Annotated in this window: 18 protein-coding genes; 7 read left to right on the top strand and 11 right to left on the bottom strand. The window is 68.0% G+C overall.

Going from position 1 to position 17,748, the window contains the following annotated elements:
• Positions 1 to 178: 178 nt before the first annotated feature.
• The gene (locus tag R2J75_RS13805; RefSeq protein ID WP_316410394.1) at positions 179 to 1,492 is read left to right on the top strand and encodes a metallophosphoesterase family protein; all 1,314 of its coding nucleotides are present in this window, start codon (positions 179 to 181) and stop codon (positions 1,490 to 1,492) included.
• A gap of 51 nt (positions 1,493 to 1,543) precedes the next feature.
• Here R2J75_RS13805 and R2J75_RS13800 read toward each other — a convergent pair whose 3' ends face one another.
• Positions 1,544 to 2,062 (bottom strand): hypothetical protein, encoded by a 519-nt coding sequence (locus R2J75_RS13800; RefSeq protein WP_243331499.1) that lies wholly within the window; start codon positions 2,060 to 2,062, stop codon positions 1,544 to 1,546.
• 265 nt (positions 2,063 to 2,327) lie between these two features.
• Between R2J75_RS13800 and R2J75_RS13795 the strand changes: the two genes are divergently transcribed.
• On the top strand, positions 2,328 to 2,831 hold the full coding sequence (locus R2J75_RS13795; RefSeq protein ID WP_316410393.1) for a hypothetical protein: 504 nt from the start codon (positions 2,328 to 2,330) through the stop codon (positions 2,829 to 2,831).
• A 315-nt stretch (positions 2,832 to 3,146) separates the two neighbouring features.
• Positions 3,147 to 3,943 (top strand): IS5 family transposase gene (locus R2J75_RS13790; RefSeq protein ID WP_394365840.1). Its coding sequence is split into 2 segments (ribosomal slippage): positions 3,147 to 3,483 and positions 3,483 to 3,943, totalling 798 coding nucleotides; the frame shifts between segments, so codons are not numbered across the junction.
• 209 nt (positions 3,944 to 4,152) lie between these two features.
• Here R2J75_RS13790 and R2J75_RS13785 read toward each other — a convergent pair.
• Together R2J75_RS13785 and R2J75_RS13780 are read right to left on the bottom strand one after the other, a co-directional pair.
• Entirely contained in the window at positions 4,153 to 4,434 is a 282-nt protein-coding gene (locus R2J75_RS13785; RefSeq protein WP_316410391.1) for a GxxExxY protein, read from the bottom strand.
• Between the two features lie 136 nt (positions 4,435 to 4,570).
• The gene (locus R2J75_RS13780; RefSeq protein ID WP_316411607.1) at positions 4,571 to 5,062 is read right to left on the bottom strand and encodes an IS5 family transposase; all 492 of its coding nucleotides are present in this window, start codon (positions 5,060 to 5,062) and stop codon (positions 4,571 to 4,573) included.
• 82 nt (positions 5,063 to 5,144) lie between these two features.
• On the opposite strand from R2J75_RS13780, the gene R2J75_RS13775 reads away from it, so the two are divergent.
• Both R2J75_RS13775 and R2J75_RS13770 read left to right on the top strand, forming a co-directional pair.
• Positions 5,145 to 5,984, top strand: coding sequence for a tyrosine-type recombinase/integrase (locus R2J75_RS13775; RefSeq protein WP_316410090.1), 840 nt, complete (start codon positions 5,145 to 5,147; stop codon positions 5,982 to 5,984).
• 4 nt (positions 5,985 to 5,988) lie between these two features.
• On the top strand, positions 5,989 to 7,113 hold the full coding sequence (locus R2J75_RS13770) for an IS91 family transposase (protein WP_316410089.1): 1,125 nt from the start codon (positions 5,989 to 5,991) through the stop codon (positions 7,111 to 7,113).
• 262 nt (positions 7,114 to 7,375) lie between these two features.
• Here the strand turns inward: R2J75_RS13770 and R2J75_RS19955 are convergent, their stop codons facing one another.
• From R2J75_RS19955 to R2J75_RS13735, 8 genes are all read right to left on the bottom strand, one after another.
• Positions 7,376 to 7,741, bottom strand: a complete 366-nt coding sequence (locus R2J75_RS19955; protein WP_394365849.1) for an IS5 family transposase — start codon at positions 7,739 to 7,741, stop codon at positions 7,376 to 7,378.
• A gap of 797 nt (positions 7,742 to 8,538) precedes the next feature.
• Positions 8,539 to 9,093, bottom strand: coding sequence for a NifU family protein (locus tag R2J75_RS13765; RefSeq protein ID WP_243334138.1), 555 nt, complete (start codon positions 9,091 to 9,093; stop codon positions 8,539 to 8,541).
• 10 nt (positions 9,094 to 9,103) lie between these two features.
• Positions 9,104 to 9,553, bottom strand: a complete 450-nt coding sequence (gene sufU / locus R2J75_RS13760; protein ID WP_243334140.1) for a Fe-S cluster assembly sulfur transfer protein SufU — start codon at positions 9,551 to 9,553, stop codon at positions 9,104 to 9,106.
• Positions 9,550 to 10,785, bottom strand: coding sequence for a cysteine desulfurase (locus tag R2J75_RS13755; RefSeq protein ID WP_243334142.1), 1,236 nt, complete (start codon positions 10,783 to 10,785; stop codon positions 9,550 to 9,552). Before R2J75_RS13755 ends, sufU begins: the two co-directional genes overlap by 4 nt.
• A complete protein-coding gene (gene sufD, locus R2J75_RS13750) occupies positions 10,782 to 12,062 on the bottom strand; it encodes a Fe-S cluster assembly protein SufD (RefSeq protein ID WP_316410390.1) in 1,281 nt (426 codons plus the stop codon). Before sufD ends, R2J75_RS13755 begins: the two co-directional genes overlap by 4 nt.
• Positions 12,062 to 12,841, bottom strand: a complete 780-nt coding sequence (gene sufC / locus R2J75_RS13745) for a Fe-S cluster assembly ATPase SufC (RefSeq protein WP_243346992.1) — start codon at positions 12,839 to 12,841, stop codon at positions 12,062 to 12,064. The genes sufD and sufC overlap by 1 nt, the downstream gene beginning before the upstream one ends.
• A gap of 75 nt (positions 12,842 to 12,916) precedes the next feature.
• On the bottom strand, positions 12,917 to 14,356 hold the full coding sequence (sufB, locus tag R2J75_RS13740) for a Fe-S cluster assembly protein SufB (protein ID WP_243334148.1): 1,440 nt from the start codon (positions 14,354 to 14,356) through the stop codon (positions 12,917 to 12,919).
• A 59-nt stretch (positions 14,357 to 14,415) separates the two neighbouring features.
• Positions 14,416 to 16,269 (bottom strand): tetratricopeptide repeat protein, encoded by a 1,854-nt coding sequence (locus R2J75_RS13735; RefSeq protein WP_243334150.1) that lies wholly within the window; start codon positions 16,267 to 16,269, stop codon positions 14,416 to 14,418.
• Positions 16,270 to 16,335: 66 nt separating this feature from the next.
• Here R2J75_RS13735 and R2J75_RS13730 point away from each other — a divergent pair, with 66 nt between their 5' ends.
• Entirely contained in the window at positions 16,336 to 17,094 is a 759-nt protein-coding gene (locus tag R2J75_RS13730) for a sulfite exporter TauE/SafE family protein (protein WP_243334152.1), read from the top strand.
• Between the two features lie 80 nt (positions 17,095 to 17,174).
• Positions 17,175 to 17,678: a tetratricopeptide repeat protein gene (locus R2J75_RS13725; protein WP_243334154.1), complete on the top strand. Its 504-nt coding sequence runs from the start codon at positions 17,175 to 17,177 to the stop codon at positions 17,676 to 17,678.
• Positions 17,679 to 17,748 lie beyond the last annotated feature (70 nt).

The following is a 17,748-nucleotide window of genomic DNA, read 5'->3' as shown; positions in this document are numbered from 1 at the left end:
TCGTTGTGCAAATTCGTGGCATCGCCCGGGTCTCGGCCCGTGAGTCCACGCGGATATGAATTTAAATTATTTATTAACCTGTCCCGGCGGCCCCCGGCCTGGCCCGGGCGGGTGGGGATGGGGGAGGCGGGGCCGGAATCCAAAGGGCCGGGCCCCCCGCGGGGCCCGGGGAGGTTCCATGGCCCTGCCGCTGGCCGTCATCGTGTCCGATGTCCACCTGGGCGACCCCTCCGGGGTCGTGTCGCCCTTCCCCCGCAGCGGCTATGCGGACCTGGGGGGGGTCCGGGTGCGCCGGGACTGGCTGGACTGGATGGCCCAGGTGGACGCGCGCCTCGCCGCCGAGGGCGCCGGGGCGCGCATTCCCCACCTGGTGATCAACGGCGACTTCTGGGACGTGTCCATCCGCAACATGGACGAGGTGGCGGCCCTCTCCCTGGCCTTCTTCGACGCGGCGGAGGTGGAGCGGCGCTTCGAGCAGATCCTCTTCCTGCCGGGGAACCACGACCACGTCCTGTGGAGCTGGGTCCAGATGCAGACCACGGTCATCCGGCCCCTGGAGAAGCTGAAGGGGGCGCCGGCCGTGCCGGGGGGCAGCGTGGTGTTCCCCATGCCCCACGCCGCCTGCGCGGTGCTGGACCTGCGGGGGGCGACGCCGGCCTTCGCCATCCAGGGGGTCCAGGGGCCGTACACCGGCGACGTGTTCGTCTCCGGCCTCACCCGGGGTCGCATCCCCGTGAACGTCGCCTACCCGGCCCTGCACGTGCTCCGGGGGGACGGCACGGCCCTCCTGGTCACCCACGGGCACTTCTTCCAACTGGCCTGGACCCTCCTCAGCGAGGTGCTCGGCCCGGCCCTGGATCCGCCCTTGCCGGGCGGCCTGGATTTCTACTACCTGGAGTTGCTGAACGCCAGCCTGACGGATTTCCTGAACTTCGCCCTCGGGCAGGTGGGCCCGCTCAGCGGGACCCTCCAGCGCATGTACGACCAGATCCGCGCCGGCCACGAGCCGCCCGAGGTGAAGCGGATCATGGACGCCATCCGGGACCTCATGGACCGCGCCCTGGATTTCAAGGCCGAGCCCCGCTGGAAGGCGGGCCTCCAGGAGTGGGGAAGCGACCGGCTCCTCGACTTCCAGCTGTACCTGCTGAAGCGGGTGGTGGGCCTCGCCCTCCGTCGGTCGGAGGCGGGCTGGGTGATGCCCACCGTGCGGGGCGAGGGGGCCTTCCTGGAGGACCCCCGCAACGCCGCGCGCCTGGACGCGTTCATGGCCTGCGCGGCCAAGGACGACAGCCTGCGGGGCTTCCGCGTGGACGACCTGGTCTTCGGGCACACCCACCAGAGCCTGGCCGGCCGTCCCTTGACCCTGCCCTCGGGCCGCCGCCTGCGGTGCTGGAACACGGGCAGCCTCGTCTGTGCCGGGGAGGGCTGTGACTTCCAGCCGGTGACCCTGGACCGCGCCGGCCGGGTGGCGGCGATGGCCCCCGCGCCCTGAGGCCCCCGCGGCAGCGGTTGTGAAGGCCCCCCGATGCCCTGGGCCAGGGGCTCACCCGCCGTGGCGGCGGGCGTGGGCGTAGAGGGCGGGCCAGAGGACGGCCAAGGCTTCCTGGACGAGGACGGGCAGGACGGGGCGGCCGTTGCCGCGCACCCAGGCGCGTTCGGCGTTCCGGAGGGCGGCGAGGGCCAGGGCCGCCTCCAGGTCCGCGACGCGCTCGCCGTGGACCCCGGCGGCCCCCCAGGCGCGGAAATGGGCGGCGAGCAGGGCGAGGAGGTCCTCGTCCTTGGCGGCCCGCAGGGCGCGCAGGGGGGGATCGGCCTCGATGCGGGCGAGCCTGCGCAGGGCCAGGTCCCGTTCCTCCTCCAGGTGGCGGGCATAGGCCTCGAAGGCCGCGACGAGGCCCTGGCGCTGGAGGACCTCCCCCAGGCCCGCCACCAGGTCCGGGTGATCGAAGAAGAAGGCCGCCTCCAGGTCCACGGGGGTGAGGGTCCCCGGCGCGGCCGCCAGGGCCCGCTCCAGGGCTTCCCGCCGCTTCTGGGCCTGGCGCTCCCGCCGGGGCGCCGCCATGTCAGGCGCCCCTTTCCGGGCGGCCCGGCGCTGCGGGGAGGGGTCCGGCGGGGGGGGTGGGGTTGCGGGAAGACGGGACGGGGGCCAACGTGCGCTCCGGGGTTCCAGCATGCCAGAGGGCCCCCGGGGGCGGGACGGAATTGCCATGAACCTTTTGTTTGTCCGGGGCAGGTATTGAACGTGCGGCCGAGGTCGGGAGCGGAACTCCCGCCGGCGCGCGCGGTCACCCGATGCGGGCGCTTGCCCCATCCCTCTGGAGTTCGTCATGTCCTTCCTTCCCTCCCTGTCGCGGCACGCCGTTCGCGTGGCGGGTTTCTCCCTGGGGCTTTTCGCCGCCACCCTTCCCGCTCACGCGGTGGAGGTCACCCTGACGCCCGCCTTCCAGCGCGTGACGGACACGGGCGACCTTGAGATCCTCACCCGCGTGGACACCGATACGCTGGATGACGACGCGAACGTGCACCTCGGCTTGCAGCTGCACTGGGCGGCCGGCGACGGGAACAACTACGCCGAAGCGTCGCGGACGATTCTGGCGGCCGGGCCCTCGGAGATCCTTCCCGACTCGCCCCGGGCCCGCCGCCGTTCCATCGAGATCATCGACCCCCTCGACTTCCCCGAAACCCGTGCCCACATGGCGCAGGAGGCGGCCTGCGCGGCGAACCTGGCGACCTTCGCGGCCGCCTTCCCGGAGGCCGGGGCGGGCCTCCAGGCCATCCTGGAGGAGTGCACGTACGTCGACCTCGACGACCTTTCCCTGGACTTGATCTAGGGTGTGTTCGGAATCTAGGATAGTAATGGCTAATACCCATCCGTGCCGGAGCATGGAGGAGCTGGAATAGTGAGTCTGTGCTGCAGTGCCTGATGGCGCCGCGCATTCGCAGCATCCTATTGGAACGCGGAGGCGCGGAGGATCTCGCTGAGGCTCGCGGAGAAAGGATCAAGCCCTTGTATGTATCACCCGCTTGATTCCACCGTCTTTGAAAGGCCACTGACGGAAATTGAGGAGCAGGCCGACCTCCATTCCGCCTTAGAAGTGGTAACAAAACCCCTTGTACATCAAGGAAAGAGTGCATAGTGTACTTGGATGGCCCGAGAAATCTTGCCCTCTGAGCTCTGGGAACGCATCGCTCCGCTTTTGCCTCCGCCCGTGCCGAAGCCGAAGGGAGGGCGGCCTCCTGTGCCCAACCCCAACGCCTTGCGGGGAATCCTGTTCGTCCTGAAGACTGGCATCCGCTGGGCGGATCTGCCGAAGGAGATGGGCTGCGGCAGTGGCATGACATGCTGGCGCCGACTCCAGGAGTGGCATGACCTCGGCGTGTGGGACGACCTCCATCGAATCCTGCTTGAGGAGTTGAACGACGCAGGCCGAATCGATTGGGAGCGCGGCGCCCTGGATGCTTCGAGCATCAGGGCAAAAAGGGGGGCCAAGCGATCGGCCCGAACCCCACGGATCGAGGGAAGAACGGGACCAAGCACCACCTGATCACCGATGCCAATGGCATCCCGATGGCCGTGCTGGTGGGGCCTGCGAACCAGCATGACTCGGTCCCATTCGAGAAGCTGATCGATGCGGTGCCAGGGATTCGCCATGGTCGTGGGCGCCCCCGCCGGCGTTTCAGGAAACTGCACGCCGACAAGGCGTACGACTTCCGCCGCTGCCGGGTGGCCTGCAAAGTCCGGGGCATGCTCTCCCGCATTGCACGGCGAGGGGTCGAGACCGCAGAGAAACTTGGCAAGCATCGCTGGGTAGTCGAGCGGACCTTCGCGTGGTTCAAGCACTTCAGGCGCCTCATGGTTCGTTACGAAAGGCGGGCCGATATCCACCTAGCCTTCCTCAAGGTTGCAGCCAGCCTCATCTGCTTCTCTGCCCTGGGATGGTAATGCGCTGGAAGTAGCCCCAGCCCTATCCCCGTTGATCCCAACCATCGGCGTTCATCCCTGTTACGCAGGGCCAGCGATGGCATGGGTCGGTGCGCCCATTACATGCGCCGACCCATCTATGCCTCGGCCCTGCGTAACAGGGATGAACGCCGATGGTCGGGATGGAGGAGATGAAGCATGGTAATCGCCGGCGGAAAGCACTGGTTTTGTTACCACTTCTTAGCCTCCACGACCACGAGGTCGTCAACCAGCAAATCCAGCCGGTAGGCCCGCTCAACCACAAGCCCCCTCCACTCGATATCCAGGAAAACCTCCCGCTTCACCTTATGGCCGGCCAGTCTCAGGGAGTGCGCCAGACAGACCTTGTAGGGATCTTCCAGGAGTCCGTGCCCCAGAGCCTTCTGGATCTCGATGGCCTCCCCGATGATGGCCTGGGTGATCTCCTTGTGCGGATGATCCTCCCCGTCGACCTCTCCCCAATGCCTTCCCATCACGCCTCCCGTTGGGACGTGTCATTGGGAGGTGGCAGGTTCCAGGAGCGCTTTCCTCCGCGACCCTCTGCGAGATCCTCCGCGCCTCCGCGTTTCATAGGATCAATGAGGATCCGGAACGCTTGTCACCCTCCGCTCATAGCCTCAGCCAGATCACGATGCAGGCCAAAGCCACCTGGGCTGAGAAACTTCGCGCCGTTTTGTCGAACCTGGTGGCCAGCGCCCTGAACTGTTTGAGCTTGGCGAACCCATGCTCGATGGCATGACGGGCCTTGTATAGGTGTGAGACCCAGGCCGCCGGATTCTTGCGCCGGGGATGAGGTGGGATGACGGCTGTCGCACCCATGGCCTCGATCGCCTTCCTTACCGGGTTCCCATCGTAGGCCCGATCTCCGGACACGTACTCTGCCTGCCAACCGCACAGCAATCCTTCAGCAGACCGGCTTTCATGGGCTTGCCCCGGAGTGACCAGGAAATCCAAAGGATCACCGTGGGCATCGCAGATCAAATGGATCTTGGTCGAGCATCCACCCCGAGATTGTCCGAGCGCCTGGTTCCAGAGCCCCCCCTTGGACGAAGCCGCTTCGCGGCAGGGGTGATCAGCGTCCGTCCAGCCTGATCGTCCAATAAGGCTTGCGGGATCTACAGCTTGCAGTCCCCATGGATGTGGCGGTGTTACAGCACCAGCCCCACATTCATGGAGGACTGCAATGGCGGTCAGTTTATCTCTGTCCCGGTTCGCCGGGGACCTTCAAATGGCGAACCGCGCCCATAAGACGATCCAGCAGTACGTCGCATCGGTGAGGCGTTTCGAGGAATTCCTTGGCCACGACCCATGCGACGCCAGCCAGGAATCGGTGCGGCGGTGGGTGGACGTCCTCCGGCAGCAGGCCATCGGAGCCTCCCGGCTGGCCCTCCACTACTCAGCCTTGAAGTTCCTCTATGCCCGGACCCTGGGCCAGCCCGAGAAGGTGGCCTGGATCACCGTCCCCAAGGCCAAGGCCCACCTGCCTTCCACCTTGAGCCAGGCTGAGGTTGCGCGGCTGCTGGACGGGTTCACCACCACGAAATACCGCACCTTCTTCACTCTGGTCTACGCCACCGGCCTGCGGATCAACGAGGCCTGCCGGCTCGAGACCCGGGACATCGACGCCATGCAGCAGGTGATCCACGTCCGCGATGGAAAGGGCGGCAAGGACCGGATGGTGCCCATGGGGGCCAAGCTCTACCGGGCGCTGCGGACCTACTACAAGCACATGCAGCCCCCGAAGCCTTGGCTGTTCGCCTCCAAGTCGGGAGGGCCCCTCTGCGCGGACACCGCCCGGCGCGCCCTCCTTTGCGCAGCGGCCGTCTCCGGCATCGGCAAGTTCGTGAACCCCCACCTTCTGCGCCACGCGTTCGCGACCCACCTGCTGGAGAGCGGCGAGGACCTGCGCAAGATCCAGGTGGTCCTGGGCCACGCCAGCATCACCTCCACCCAGATCTACACCCAGGTGGCGCCAGGCCAGATCGCCGCCGTGCGAAGCCCTCTGGAGGACCTGCCGGAGTAGGGCGGTGGGGTTCACCCGACCCCGTTTCGACATCGCCGACATCGTCCGCCTCCACCGCGACGCCCTGGAAAGCCGGGTTGCCTTGAACCGGCAGCAGCGCCGCGTCCTCACGGCCATCGGCCAATGCCGCACCGCGGCCCTGGGCGGGCACAAGGAGGTCTGCGAGCACGGTGACTTCGAGCGGATCGCCTACAACTCCTGCCGGGACCGGCACTGCCCCAAGTGCCAGGCCCTGGCCCAGGAACGCTGGCTCGACAAGGAGACCCAGCGCCTCCTGGACGTGCCCCACTTCCACCTGGTGTTCACCCTCCCGGCGGAACTGCGGTTCCTGGCCCGGCAGTATCCGGCCAAGTTCTACGGCGCCCTGTTCCGGGCAGCGACGAAGACCCTCCTGAAGCTGTTCCGGAGCCGACTGAAGGCCATTCCCGGCCTGCTGCTGGTGCTGCACACCTGGACCCGGGAGTTGACCTTCCACCCCCACCTCCATGTGCTGGTCACCGCCGGGGGCCTCGCCCTCGACGGCGGAGGCTTCATCCCCAGCGGGAAGAATTACCTGTTCCCGGTGGCCATGATGGGTGAGGTGTTCCGGGCCAAGATGCTCAACGCCCTGGGCCGGCTCCAGGCGAAGGGCGCCTTCCCTGAGGTCCCGAAGGAACTCTACGCCAGTCGGATGGCCACGGTCAGCGATCTGGACTGGGGCGTCCACGCCAAGAAGCCGTTCGGGCACTCCAGCCATGTGGCCGGCTACCTGGCCCGGTACACCCACCGGGTCGGCATCGCCAACTCCCGGCTCCTGGACGTCACCGAGGACCGGGTGACGTTCGCCACCAAGAACGGCAACACTGCAACGGTCCACCCCGTGGAGTTCCTCGAGCGCCTGGTCCAGCACGTCCTCCCCCCGGGCTTCCACAAGATCCGTCATGCCGGCCTCTACGGCTCCCTCCAGGCTGGCGGCCTTCTGGAGAAGGCCAGGGCCATCGTCGGGACCTGCAAGAAGCCCCGGAAGGATCCATCCGACCTGGAACGGGTGGAACGCGAATCCCAGACCTGCCCGGTCTGCGGCGGGGCCCTCCGTCGGACACCCCTGCCCGCCACCATCCGCGCACCGCCCGAGGACGATCCATGCTGACCGTCCCCACAACGCCCATGACATCAACTCCCGGCCTGCCCGGTTGGGGTGGCTGGACCGGGGTCTGCCTGCACCTCAGCATCCCGCCGGGAACGGTGATCCCGAAGGGCGGATCTGAGCCCCACGGAACGATCCAGGGAGCCATCGGGTCCCCTCCCGGGCTCCGACCCATTTCGAAATCCCCATAGCCCGGTTGCGCCGGCCCCCTGCCGCTACGGGCCTGTCCAAGAACGTAAGATCGGGCTGCGCGTCAGCGCGCCGGTCAAGGCGTACGCTCGTGTTCCTGCGAGCCCGATTTACTAACTATTTTGCCTGCTGAATGTTGATGAGCGCGAATGATGGTGCCATCCGGCATGACCCACTCCAGGTCGGCTTCCTTGCGCAGGAACTCCAGGATCCTTTGCCACACGCCGCGCTTGGTCCAGGCCTCAAATCGCGTGTACACGCTTGTCCAAGGTCCAAATTCCTCCGGCAGGTCCCTCCACGGCGCCCCAGTCCTGTGCCTCCACAGGATCGCCTCCACCATGGGACGGTTGGGGTGACGGGATCGCCCCATCCCTCCACGCTCTGGCGGAAGGAGCGGTTCAAGCTTTGCCCACATGGCATCGGTCAGGAAACTTCTCGGCATCGGTACCCCAGGAAAATTCGTGGTGTACGAGCCTTTACGTATGAGTACAAGTTCACTATTTATCTAATCTATAGATTCCGAACACAGCCTAGCCCAACCTTCCGACCCACTTGAACGATCACTACCGATTACAGCGGATCGCTCCACAGCCAGCACGACACTGGCCGATTGAGCGCGCAGAGGCGAGGGTCAGGGCGAGGAAGCAGGGGCAGCATCCCAGGCACCCCCGTTCATCCCCGTGCATCCCCGGCGAATGAAATCGCAGGGATGGGACGGCGCAATCGGGTAACGGATGCGCCGCCCCATCCCGGCTGTATTTTCAACGGGGATCAAGGGGATGCGCGGGGAGGCTTGGGATACGTCCAGGACCGCGGCCAGGTCCTTCCACCGCTCCCTGGGCAGGTCGAGGCTTCCAAGGTTCGTGATCAGGCGCTGCCTAGGTCCCGCTTCCGCCCGGTAGCTTTCAACCAGCTGATGCTTGTTGAATGATGTGCCGACCTTGCCCTGGGAGGTCTGCACGGAACGAATGAACATGGCCCCAACGCAGGCCTCAAACCCTTATGCCGCCCATCCAGCCGGCATGACGACTTTTCGACTTTTCGGATTTCGGGGCCACATCGACACGGCTTACCCGGTCCCAAAATCCGAGTTACTCGACTTACGGATTTAGGAGACCGGGTGGGTCGGAAGGTTGGGCTTGGGCCGCGTCCGCCAAGTCTCTTGGTTCATCCGTACGCGATCTTGGGCTATAAGTTCAACCTAACTGATCATTATGCCTATGAGACGCCGGACGCTCCCTAGACGGTGATCACCACGATCTCGGGATCCACTTCCTTCTTCAGGATGCCCTCGATGGCCATGAGGGTGCCGGTGAGGCCGGAGGGGCAGGATCCGCAGGCGCCCAGGTAGCGGATCATCACCTGCTTCTCGTGGCGGCCGACGATCTCCAGGCCTCCGCCGTCGGCGGCCAGGGCGGGCAGGATGCTCTCCCCCAGCACCTTGCGGATCTGCTGGATGAAGGGGTCGTTCTCGTCCACCTGGGGGGCCTCCCAGTGGGGCGGGGGGGCGGCGGCCTGGCCCGCGGCGGACGGGGCCTGCCGGATGGGGGGCGCCAGCTTGGGCAGGAGCTCCGTCCAGCCGATGCCGTCGTCCTTGGTGACGGTGATGAACTTGTCCTGCATGAACACCGAGACCACGTGCCCCACGGCGAAGAGGCCCTTCGCCAGGGGGTCGTGCTCGGCCATCTCGGCGTCGCGGAAGGCCTTGGGGAAGCCTACGGCCACGGGTTCCTTGAGCTGGAACTTCACCGCGTTGGGGTTGGGGGTGTACTCGATCTCCGCGATCTTGGGCATGGGGGCCGTCCTATTCCGTGCTGGTCGTGTCTTCCCCGTGCAGGGCGCTGTGGAGGGTGGCCCAGGGGAGCACCGCGCACTTGACCCGGCTCGGCAGGTCCTTCACGCCCGAGAAGAGGGTGAGGCGGCCCAGGTCGTGGGCCTGGTGCTCCACGTCCAGGGTGCCCCGGATCATGGCGCGGAACTGCTCCACGAGCACCTCGGCCTCGGCCTGGGTCCTGCCCTTGACGTTGACGGTCATGAGGCTGCTGGAGGCCTTGGAGATGGCGCAGCCGTGGCCCTGGAAGCGGATGTCCTTCACGAGGCCGTCCTCGACCACCAGCTTGAGGACGATGTCGTCCCCGCAGAGGGGGTTCAGGCCGTGGGCCTGGTGCGTGCAGGGCTCCAGGTCCCCGAAGTTGCGGGGCTTCTTGTTGTGCTCGATGATGACCTGCTGGTACAGCTCCCGGGGGTCGCTCACTGGAAGATCTCCTGCACCTTCAGGATGCCAGAGACGAGGGCGTCCACGTCCTCCCGGGTGTTGAAGTAGGCGAAGGAGGCCCGGGTGGTGGCGGGGATCTGGAAGCGGGTCATGACGGGCTGGGCGCAGTGGTGGCCCGCCCGGACGACCACGCCCTCGTGGTCGAGGATGGACCCGATGTCGTGGGGGTGGATGCCGTCCAGGACGAAGGAGATGACCGAGGCCTTCTCCCGGGCGGTCCCGATGATGCGCAGGCCGGGGATCGCCTGGAGGCGCTCCGTGGCGTAGGCCAGGAGGGCGTGCTCGTGGGCGGCGATGCGGTCCAGGCCGAGGGCCGTCACGTAGTCGATGGCCGCGCCGAGGCCGATGGCCTGGGCGATGGGGGGGGTGCCGGCCTCGAACCGGGCCGGGACGGGGGCGTACGTGGTCTTCTCCCAGGTGACGGAGAGGATCATGCTGCCGCCGCCGTGCCAGGGGGGCATGGCCTCCAGCAGCTCCCGCTTCCCGTAGAGCACGCCGATCCCCGTGGGGCCGGAGAGCTTGTGGCCGGAGAAGACGTAGAAGTCCGCGTCCAGGTCGACCACGTCCACGTGGAGGTGGGGCACCGCCTGGGCGCCGTCGACGAGGACGGGCACGCCCTTGGCGTGGGCGCGGGCGATGATCTCCTTGACCGGGTTGATGGTCCCCAGGACGTTCGAGACGTGGGTGACGCCCACGAGCCGGGTGCGCTCGTTGATCAGGTCGTCGAGGCCGTCCAGGATCAGCTCCCCGTCGTCGTTCATGGGGATGACCCGGAGGGTGGCGCCGCGCTCCTCGGCCAGCAGCTGCCAGGGCACGATGTCGGCGTGGTGCTCCATGGCGGAGAGGAGGATCTCGTCGCCGGCGTGGACGTTCCGGCGCCCGAAGGTCTGGGCGACGAGGTTGATGCTTTCCGTGGTGCCTCGGGTCCAGACGATCTGCTTGACGCTGGGGGCGTTGATGAAGGCCCGCACCTTCTCCCGGGCCTCCTCGAAGCGGTCCGTGGCCTCCTGGCTGAGGGTGGACACGCCGCGATGCACGTTGGTGTGCTCGAAGCTCTGGTAGCGGCTCATGCGCTCCACCACCGGCAGGGGGGTGAGGCTGGAGACGGCGCTGTCCAGGTAGATGAGGGGCTTGCCGTGGAAGGGGGTCGTCAGGGCGGGGAAGTCCCGGCGGATCCCGGGGACGTCGAGGGGGAGGACGGCGGTGGTCATGACAGGGCCTTGAGGGCGCTGGAGCGGGTGCGGGCCAGGACGGCCTGCCGGAGCTGGCGGCGCAGGCTGGCGACGGGGATCCCGGTCAGCACGTCGGCGGCGAAGGCGTAGGTGAGGACGTTCCTCGCCAGGTCGGGATCCAGGCCCCGGCTGCGGAGGTAGAACAGCCCCTCCGGATCGAGCTGGCCGATGGCGGCGCCGTGGGCGCACTTGACGTCGTCGGCGAAGATCTCCAGTTCGGGCTTGGCGTCGATCTTCGCGGTGGGGGACAGGAGGAGGCCCCGGCACTGCTGGCGGGCGTCGGTGCTCTGGGCCCCGGGCCGCACGAAGATCTTGCCGTTGAAGACGCCCCGGGAGGCGCCGTCGGCGATGACCTTGAAGGCCTGGCGGCTGGTGCAGTGGGGCACCAGGTGATCGATGACGGAGTGGGTGTCCGCGAGGCGGGCGCCGTCCAGGAGGGCCAGGCCGTCCAGGGTCAGCTCGGCGCCTTCGGCGGCCATGGCCGCGTGGGGCATGGAGCGGGACAGGCGGGCTCCCAGGCTGATGGTGCGGCCCTCGTAGCGGGCGCCGCGGTCCAGGCGCAGGGCGAGGCGGCTGACGTGGAAGGCCTCGGCCGATTCCCGCTGGACCCGGTCGTGGACGAGCTGGGCGTCCTCCCGCAGGAGGACCTCGGTGACGGCGGCGGTGAGGTAGGTGCCCGCGCCGGCGTACTCCTCCACGAGGACGGCGGAGGCGCCGCGCTCGAGGACGACGTGGAGGCGGGGGAGGACGGCCGCGGGGGCCTCGCCGCCCTGCTGCAGGAAGACGACGTGGAGGGGGACCTCCACCCGCACGCCCTTGGGCACGACGAGGAGGGCGCCGTCCTGGAACCGGGCCAGGTTGAGGTCGGAGAAGGGGTCCTGTCCGGCGCCGGCCAGGGAGCCGAGGCCCTTGGCCATCTCGGAGGAGCACCCCAGGTTCATGAGGCGCACCCCGGGGGGCAGGCTGGCCACGTTGCTGGCGTGGGGCGCGTAGCGGCCGTTCACGAACACGAGGCGGGTGCCCCGGGCCTCGGGGAGGATGTGGGGGGCGATGTCGGCCTCGGCGGCGGGGGCGGGCCCGAAGTCCAGCCCGCGCAGGGGGGCCAGGTCGGTGTACTTCCACGCCTCCTCGTGCGTGCCCGGCAGGGCGGCGCCGGCGAGGGCCGTCTCGGCCTGGGCGCGCAGCTCCGTCCACTCGCAGGGGCGGGGCAGGGCCAGGAGGCGCTCCGCGAAGGGCGCGGCTTCCACGGCCACCATCACGACCTCCCCGCCGCGGCCTCTTCCTTCAGCCAGTCGTAGCCGCGCTCCTCGAGCTCCAGGGCGAGCTCCTTGCCGCCGGTGCGGATGATGCGGCCGCCGCTGAGGACGTGCACCTTGTGGGGCTGGATGGTCTCGAGGATCCGGGGGAAGTGGGTGATGATCAGCTGGGCGCGGTCGGGGGCCTGCAGGGCGGTGACCGCCTCGCCCAGCACCCGGAGGGCGTCGATGTCGAGCCCGGAGTCCAGCTCGTCCAGGATGGCCAGGGCGGGCTCCAGCACGCACATCTGCAGGATCTCGTTGCGCTTCTTCTCGCCGCCGGAGAAGCCCTCGTTGAGGCTGCGGTCCAGGAAGGCGGGGTCCATCTTCACCACCTGGAGGCGCTCGCGGATGAAGTCGTCGAACTCCAGGGGGTCGAGCTCGTCCCTGCCGGTGGCCTCGGCCTTCTTGTTGTAGGCGAGGCGCAGGAAGGAGGCGTTGGAGACGCCGGGCACCTCGATGGGGTGCTGGAAGCCCAGGAAGACGCCCGCGCGGCTGCGCTCGTCGGGCTCCATCTCCAGGAGGTTCCGTCCCTGGAAGATCACCTCGCCCCCGGTGACGACGTAGGCGGGGTGGCCGGCCAGGACCTTGCCGAGGGTGGACTTGCCGCTCCCGTTGGGGCCCATGATCGCGTGGACCTCGCCGGCCCCGATCTCCAGGTCGATGCCCTTGAGCACGTCGTTCTCGCCGATCCTTGCCGTCAGATTCTTGATGGAAAGCATGCTGTTCTCCAGGGTCATTTCGATTCCTTCATGCAGCGGCGCGCAGCGGGTCCGCGGAGGACCGCCGGGAAGGGGAAACCGGGTTTCCCTCCATCAGCCCACGCTCCCTTCGAGCTTGAGGCTGAGCAGGCGGGTGGCCTCGACGGCGAACTCCATGGGCAGCTCCCGGAACACGTCCTTGCAGAAGCCGTTGATGATCATGGAGATGGCGTCCTCGGCCGGGATGCCGCGCTGCTGGAAGTAGAAGAGCTGCTCTTCCCCGATCTTGCTCGTCGTGGCCTCGTGCTCGACCTTCGCGGTGGCGTTGTCGACCTCGATGTAGGGGAAGGTGTTGGCGGAGCACGTGCTGCCGATCAGCATCGAGTCGCACTGGCTGAAGTTGCGCGCCCCCTCGGCTTTGGGCAGGACCTTGACGAGGCCGCGGTAGCTGTTGGCGCTGCGGCCGGCGGAGATGCCCTTGGAGATGATGGTCGACCGGGTGTTGCGCCCGATGTGGATCATCTTGGTGCCGGTGTCGGCCTGCTGGAGGTGGTTGGTGAGGGCGACGCTGTAGAACTCGCCCACGCTGTTCTCGCCCAGCAGCACGCAGCCGGGGTACTTCCAGGTGATGGCCGAGCCGGTCTCCACCTGGGTCCAGCTGATCTTGGCGTTGCGGCCCTTGCAGAGGCCACGCTTGGTGACGAAGTTGAAGATCCCGCCCTTGCCGTCCTTGTCGCCGGCGTACCAGTTCTGGACGGTGCTGTACTTGATGCTGGCGTCGTCCAGGGCGACCAGCTCCACCACGGCGGCGTGCAGCTGGTTGACGTCGAACTGGGGGGCCGTGCAGCCCTCCAGGTAGCTGACGGAGGCCCCCTCCTCGGCGACGATGAGCGTGCGCTCGAACTGTCCGGACTCCTTGTTGTTGATGCGGAAGTAAGTGGACAGGTCCATGGGGCAGGCGACGCCCTTGGGGATGAAGCAGAAGGAGCCGTCTGTGAAGACAGCGGAATTGAGGGCGGCGTAGAAGTTGTCCGTGTAGGGCACCACCGAGCCGAGGTACTTCTTCACGAGGTCCGGGTGCTCGCGCACCGCCTCGCTGAAGCTGCAGAAGATGATGCCCACCTCCGCCAGCTTGGCCTTGTAGGTGGTGGTGACGCTGACGCTGTCGAAGACCACGTCGACGGCCACGCCGGCGAGGGCTTTCTGCTCGTTCACGGGCACGCCCAGCTTCTCGAAGGTCTTCAGGAGCTCGGGATCGACCTCGTCCATGCTCTTGTACTTGGGCTCCTTCGCCCGGGGCGCGGAGTAGTAGACGATCTTCTGGAAGTCCGGCTTGGGGTACGAGACGTTGGCCCATTCGGGCTCCGTCAGCGTCAGCCAATGGCGGTAGGCCTTGAGGCGGAACTCGAGCAGCCAGTCGGGTTCCCCCTTCTTGGCGGAGATGTGGCGGATGACGCTCTCATCGAGCCCCGGCGCCACGCTGTCGGATTCGATGTCGGTGACGAACCCGTACTTGTATTCCTGACCTGTGACCTGCTGAAGCGACGTACCCATACCGGCCCCTACCTCATTCCATAATCATGACCAGTTTTGTCAACTTTGTCACGTTCCGTTTAATGATGGCCGGTTTGGCGCTCGAGATCCTGGACCAGCCGTTCCATCCGGGTCCGGAGCAGCTCGACCTGGCCCTCGGGCAGGTCGCCCGGGTCCGCGTCCAGTCCGTCCTTCAGGACCGCCAGGGCCTCGTCCCGCTCGCGGAGGGCGGCCAGGGCCGTCCCCAACTGGAAATGATTGATCATCGTCGGCTCGTTGGCTATGACCGGATCCACAAGCTGGACGACTTCCCGGGCCTGCCCCAGTTCCAGGAGGTACTGGCCGAGGAGGGTCCGGGCCCGGGCCTCCTGCCCGGGCAGGGGGTTGGCCTGCAGGTTGCGCACCTGCTGGAGGTCCGCATCGTTGACGCGGCCGGTCATGAGCTTCTGGGCGAGCCGGATGATGGAGGCCTCCCAGGCGCCGCTGCTCTTGGGATGGGCCTGGAGGAAGGCCTCCAGGGCCAGGTTGAAGGTCCGCTCGTCGTTCCGGTCCATGGCATGGTCCACGGCCAGGCGCATGGCCATGAAGCAGAGGCGGGGATGCCGGCCGCTGGAGGCGAACTGGATGGCCTTGGCGAGCTGGCCCTTGGGGTCCCGGTGGAAGGCGGCGTCCAGCTCCAGCCAGTCCAGGCGTTCGCTGCGCTCCCGGCGGCGGGCCTTGCGCAGGGCGGCCTCGGCTTCGCCCAGGTTGCCCTCGGCCAGCCAGTCCTCGGCGTCGTCCAGGATGAACCGGGCCTCGGCCTTGCCGCCCCGGGCGCTCCGGAGCTGCTGGGCGTTCTCGGCGTCCAGGAGGAGGAGGAGCTGGGGATCCCCGGGGTGCTGGCGGAGGAGTTCGGCGAGGATGGAGAAGGCCTTGGCTCGCTCGTCCGCAAGGATGTAGCCTTCCGCCAGCAGTTCCCGCACCCGCAAATCACCGGGCAGGTGGCCGGAGGCCTCCTTGAGGAGGGCGATGGCCTTGGTCGCCTCGCCCCGGGCCAGGAGCACCTCGGCCAGGAGGGAGAGGGTCTCGCCGTCCCGCTGCATGTTCACGGCGTCCTGGGCGGACTCCTGGGCGGCCTGGAGGTCCTCGGCCTCGAGGAGGAGTTCGGCCAGCTGGATGCGGGGGCTCACCTCGTCGGGCCGGATGTCGGCGGCGATGCGCAGGGTCTCGATGGCCGCGTCGGAGCGGTCGGGGTCGTCCTGGAGCACCTTGGCCAGCAGCATCCAGCCTTCGAAGTGGCGGGGGCTGAGCTGGACGACCCGGCGTGCGAGCTGTTCGGCCTCCTCCCAGGCCTGGGCGACCTCCTTGAGGGCGGCCACGGTGAAGACCAGTTCATAGTTGCGGGGGTCCAGGGCCAGGGCCTCGCCCAGGCGGGTCGCCGCCTCGGGGAGCTGCCCGTTGTCCAGCAGGGCGGAGGTTTCCAGGAGGGCCCGGCGCAACTGGCTGGCGGCCTTGGGCTTGGCGATGGGCAGGATGCGGGCCCGGTACCGGGTGAACAGCTCCCGGGCGCTGATCAGCTGGAGGTTCTCCTCCACCAGCTGCTCCCAGCGGGACGAGAAGGCGCGGCCGTCGAGCTGCCCCTTCTGCTCCATCTCCTGCACGAGGCTCATGAGGCCGTTGCGGAGCATGACCTCGGAGCGCTCCAGGCGCCCCAGCTGGTCGGAGACGGTCTCCAGGTAGGTCTCCACCCGGCGCAGGGTCTCCTCCAGGCCGGTGATGCGCTCCAGGAGATGCTCGTCGAGGTCGTCCTCGGCCTCCATCTCCTCGGTCTCCTCCCAGGCCTGGTCCCCGGCGACGATGAGGAGGCGCGTGCCGCACTTGCGGCAGATCTCGCGCTCCCCGGGATTCCAGGTGAAGCAGTTCTGGCAGTAGGTGCCCGGGGTCTCGTTGGTCATGGCTCCAGGATAGCCGGTCCGGGACCGGGGGGATTTGCCTGTACAATCGCCGGGAGGTCCCCCCCCATGCTCGAACACTGGCTCAACCAGCCCCACGCGGCCCCCTGGCTCCTGGTGATGTGGATCGCCGGCCTCCTGGGCTCCATCGGGCACTGCGCGGGGATGTGCGGTCCGGTCGTCGCGGCCTTCGGGCTGGCCCAGGCCCGGCAGGGGGGCCGGCTGTGGCCCCGGCACCTGCTGTTCCAGGCGGGCCGGGTGACCACGTACGCCGTCCTGGGTGGCCTGATCGGGTTCCTGGGCGGCTTCGCCCGCCTCCAGACGGTCCAGGACATGCACGCCTGCTGCCGGCCGGAGGGCGCCGAGCTGATCGCGGCCCAGGCCTGGCCCTGGCAGATCTATGTGAAGCTGGGCATCGGCTTCCTCATGCTGCTCCTGGGCCTTTTCATGGCCATGGGCCGGCGGGCGGATGGTCTTCTTGAATTTTCCATGCCCGGCTTCCTCCAGCGCTTCCTGGGCCGGGGCCTGAAGTGGGGCGGGGCGCCCTACCTCCTGGGCCTCGCCTGGGGTTTCATCCCCTGCGGCCTCGTCTACATGATGCTGCTCAAGGCCCTGGACGCCGGCAGCTGGCGCATGGGCGCCGCCGGCATGGCCGCCTTCGGCCTGGGGAACCTGCCCATCCTCCTGGGCCTGGGCCTGGCCGCCACGCGCCTGAGCCCCGCCCTGCGCAGCGGGCTGCTGCGCCTGGGCGGCGTGATGGTGGGCGGGATGGGGATCACCATCCTTTGGCAGGCGGTGCGGTTGCTGAGGTTCCAGGCCGGGCTGTGAGGCCCGGGCCCCCCTCCGGGCCTGGCGCTTCAAGCCGGGGCCGGTTTCATCCTATGATGGAGGGCCATCGAGGCCCTGCCATGAGCACCGAAGAGAAGAAGCAAGAGGCGATGGAACTCGTCAGCAAGGCCTACCAGCACCACATGCGGGGTGAGGTTGACCGGGCCATCGAGCTCTATTCCCGGAGCCTGGAGGTCCTCCCGACCCCCGAGGCCTTCACGTACCGGGGCTGGGCGCGGAGCTTCCAGAAGGACTTCCAGGCGGCCATCGCGGACTGCCACCGGGCCATCGACCTGGATCCCGAGTACGGGAACCCCTACAACGACATCGGCGCCTACTACCTGGAGCTGGGGCAGCTGGACGACACCATCCCCTGGCTGCACATGGCCCTGAAGGCCAAGCGGTACGAGAGCTACTGCTATCCCCACTACAACCTGGGCCGCGTGTACGAGGCCCTGGACCGGCTGGACCTGGCCCTCGAGCATTACCGGAGCGCCGTCCGGGAGAACCCCGGCTACGCCCTGGCCGTGAAGGCCGTGGAGCGGATCAAGGACAAGCTGACCCTCCACGCGGCCTCCCGATGACCGGGGCGGCCCCGCGCCCTTCCTCCCCCCTGCAACCCCCTCGGGGCCTCCCGGCGACGCCCGGCCCCGT

Source organism: Mesoterricola sediminis (assembly GCF_030295425.1).
In the GTDB taxonomy this organism is placed as follows: domain Bacteria; phylum Acidobacteriota; class Holophagae; order Holophagales; family Holophagaceae; genus Mesoterricola; species Mesoterricola sediminis.
This window is presented reverse-complemented; position numbering and strand designations above follow the sequence as displayed.

Excerpts from the sequence above, each read along its gene's own strand:
- R2J75_RS13805 (WP_316410394.1), top strand. The coding sequence starts at position 179 with ATGGCCCTGCCGCTGGCCGTCATCGTGTCCGATGTCCACCTGGGCGAC.
- R2J75_RS13800 (WP_243331499.1), bottom strand. The coding sequence starts at position 2,062 with ATGGCGGCGCCCCGGCGGGAGCGCCAGGCCCAGAAGCGGCGGGAAGCC.
- R2J75_RS13795 (WP_316410393.1), top strand. The coding sequence starts at position 2,328 with ATGTCCTTCCTTCCCTCCCTGTCGCGGCACGCCGTTCGCGTGGCGGGT.
- R2J75_RS13785 (WP_316410391.1), bottom strand. The coding sequence starts at position 4,434 with ATGGGAAGGCATTGGGGAGAGGTCGACGGGGAGGATCATCCGCACAAG.
- R2J75_RS13775 (WP_316410090.1), top strand. The coding sequence starts at position 5,145 with ATGGCGGTCAGTTTATCTCTGTCCCGGTTCGCCGGGGACCTTCAAATG.
- R2J75_RS19955 (WP_394365849.1), bottom strand. The coding sequence starts at position 7,741 with ATGCCGAGAAGTTTCCTGACCGATGCCATGTGGGCAAAGCTTGAACCG.
- R2J75_RS13765 (WP_243334138.1), bottom strand. The coding sequence starts at position 9,093 with ATGCCCAAGATCGCGGAGATCGAGTACACCCCCAACCCCAACGCGGTG.
- R2J75_RS13755 (WP_243334142.1), bottom strand. The coding sequence starts at position 10,785 with ATGACCACCGCCGTCCTCCCCCTCGACGTCCCCGGGATCCGCCGGGAC.
- sufD (WP_316410390.1), bottom strand. The coding sequence starts at position 12,062 with ATGGTGGCCGTGGAAGCCGCGCCCTTCGCGGAGCGCCTCCTGGCCCTG.
- sufC (WP_243346992.1), bottom strand. The coding sequence starts at position 12,841 with ATGACCCTGGAGAACAGCATGCTTTCCATCAAGAATCTGACGGCAAGG.
- sufB (WP_243334148.1), bottom strand. The coding sequence starts at position 14,356 with ATGGGTACGTCGCTTCAGCAGGTCACAGGTCAGGAATACAAGTACGGG.
- R2J75_RS13735 (WP_243334150.1), bottom strand. The coding sequence starts at position 16,269 with ATGACCAACGAGACCCCGGGCACCTACTGCCAGAACTGCTTCACCTGG.
- R2J75_RS13730 (WP_243334152.1), top strand. The coding sequence starts at position 16,336 with ATGCTCGAACACTGGCTCAACCAGCCCCACGCGGCCCCCTGGCTCCTG.
- R2J75_RS13725 (WP_243334154.1), top strand. The coding sequence starts at position 17,175 with ATGAGCACCGAAGAGAAGAAGCAAGAGGCGATGGAACTCGTCAGCAAG.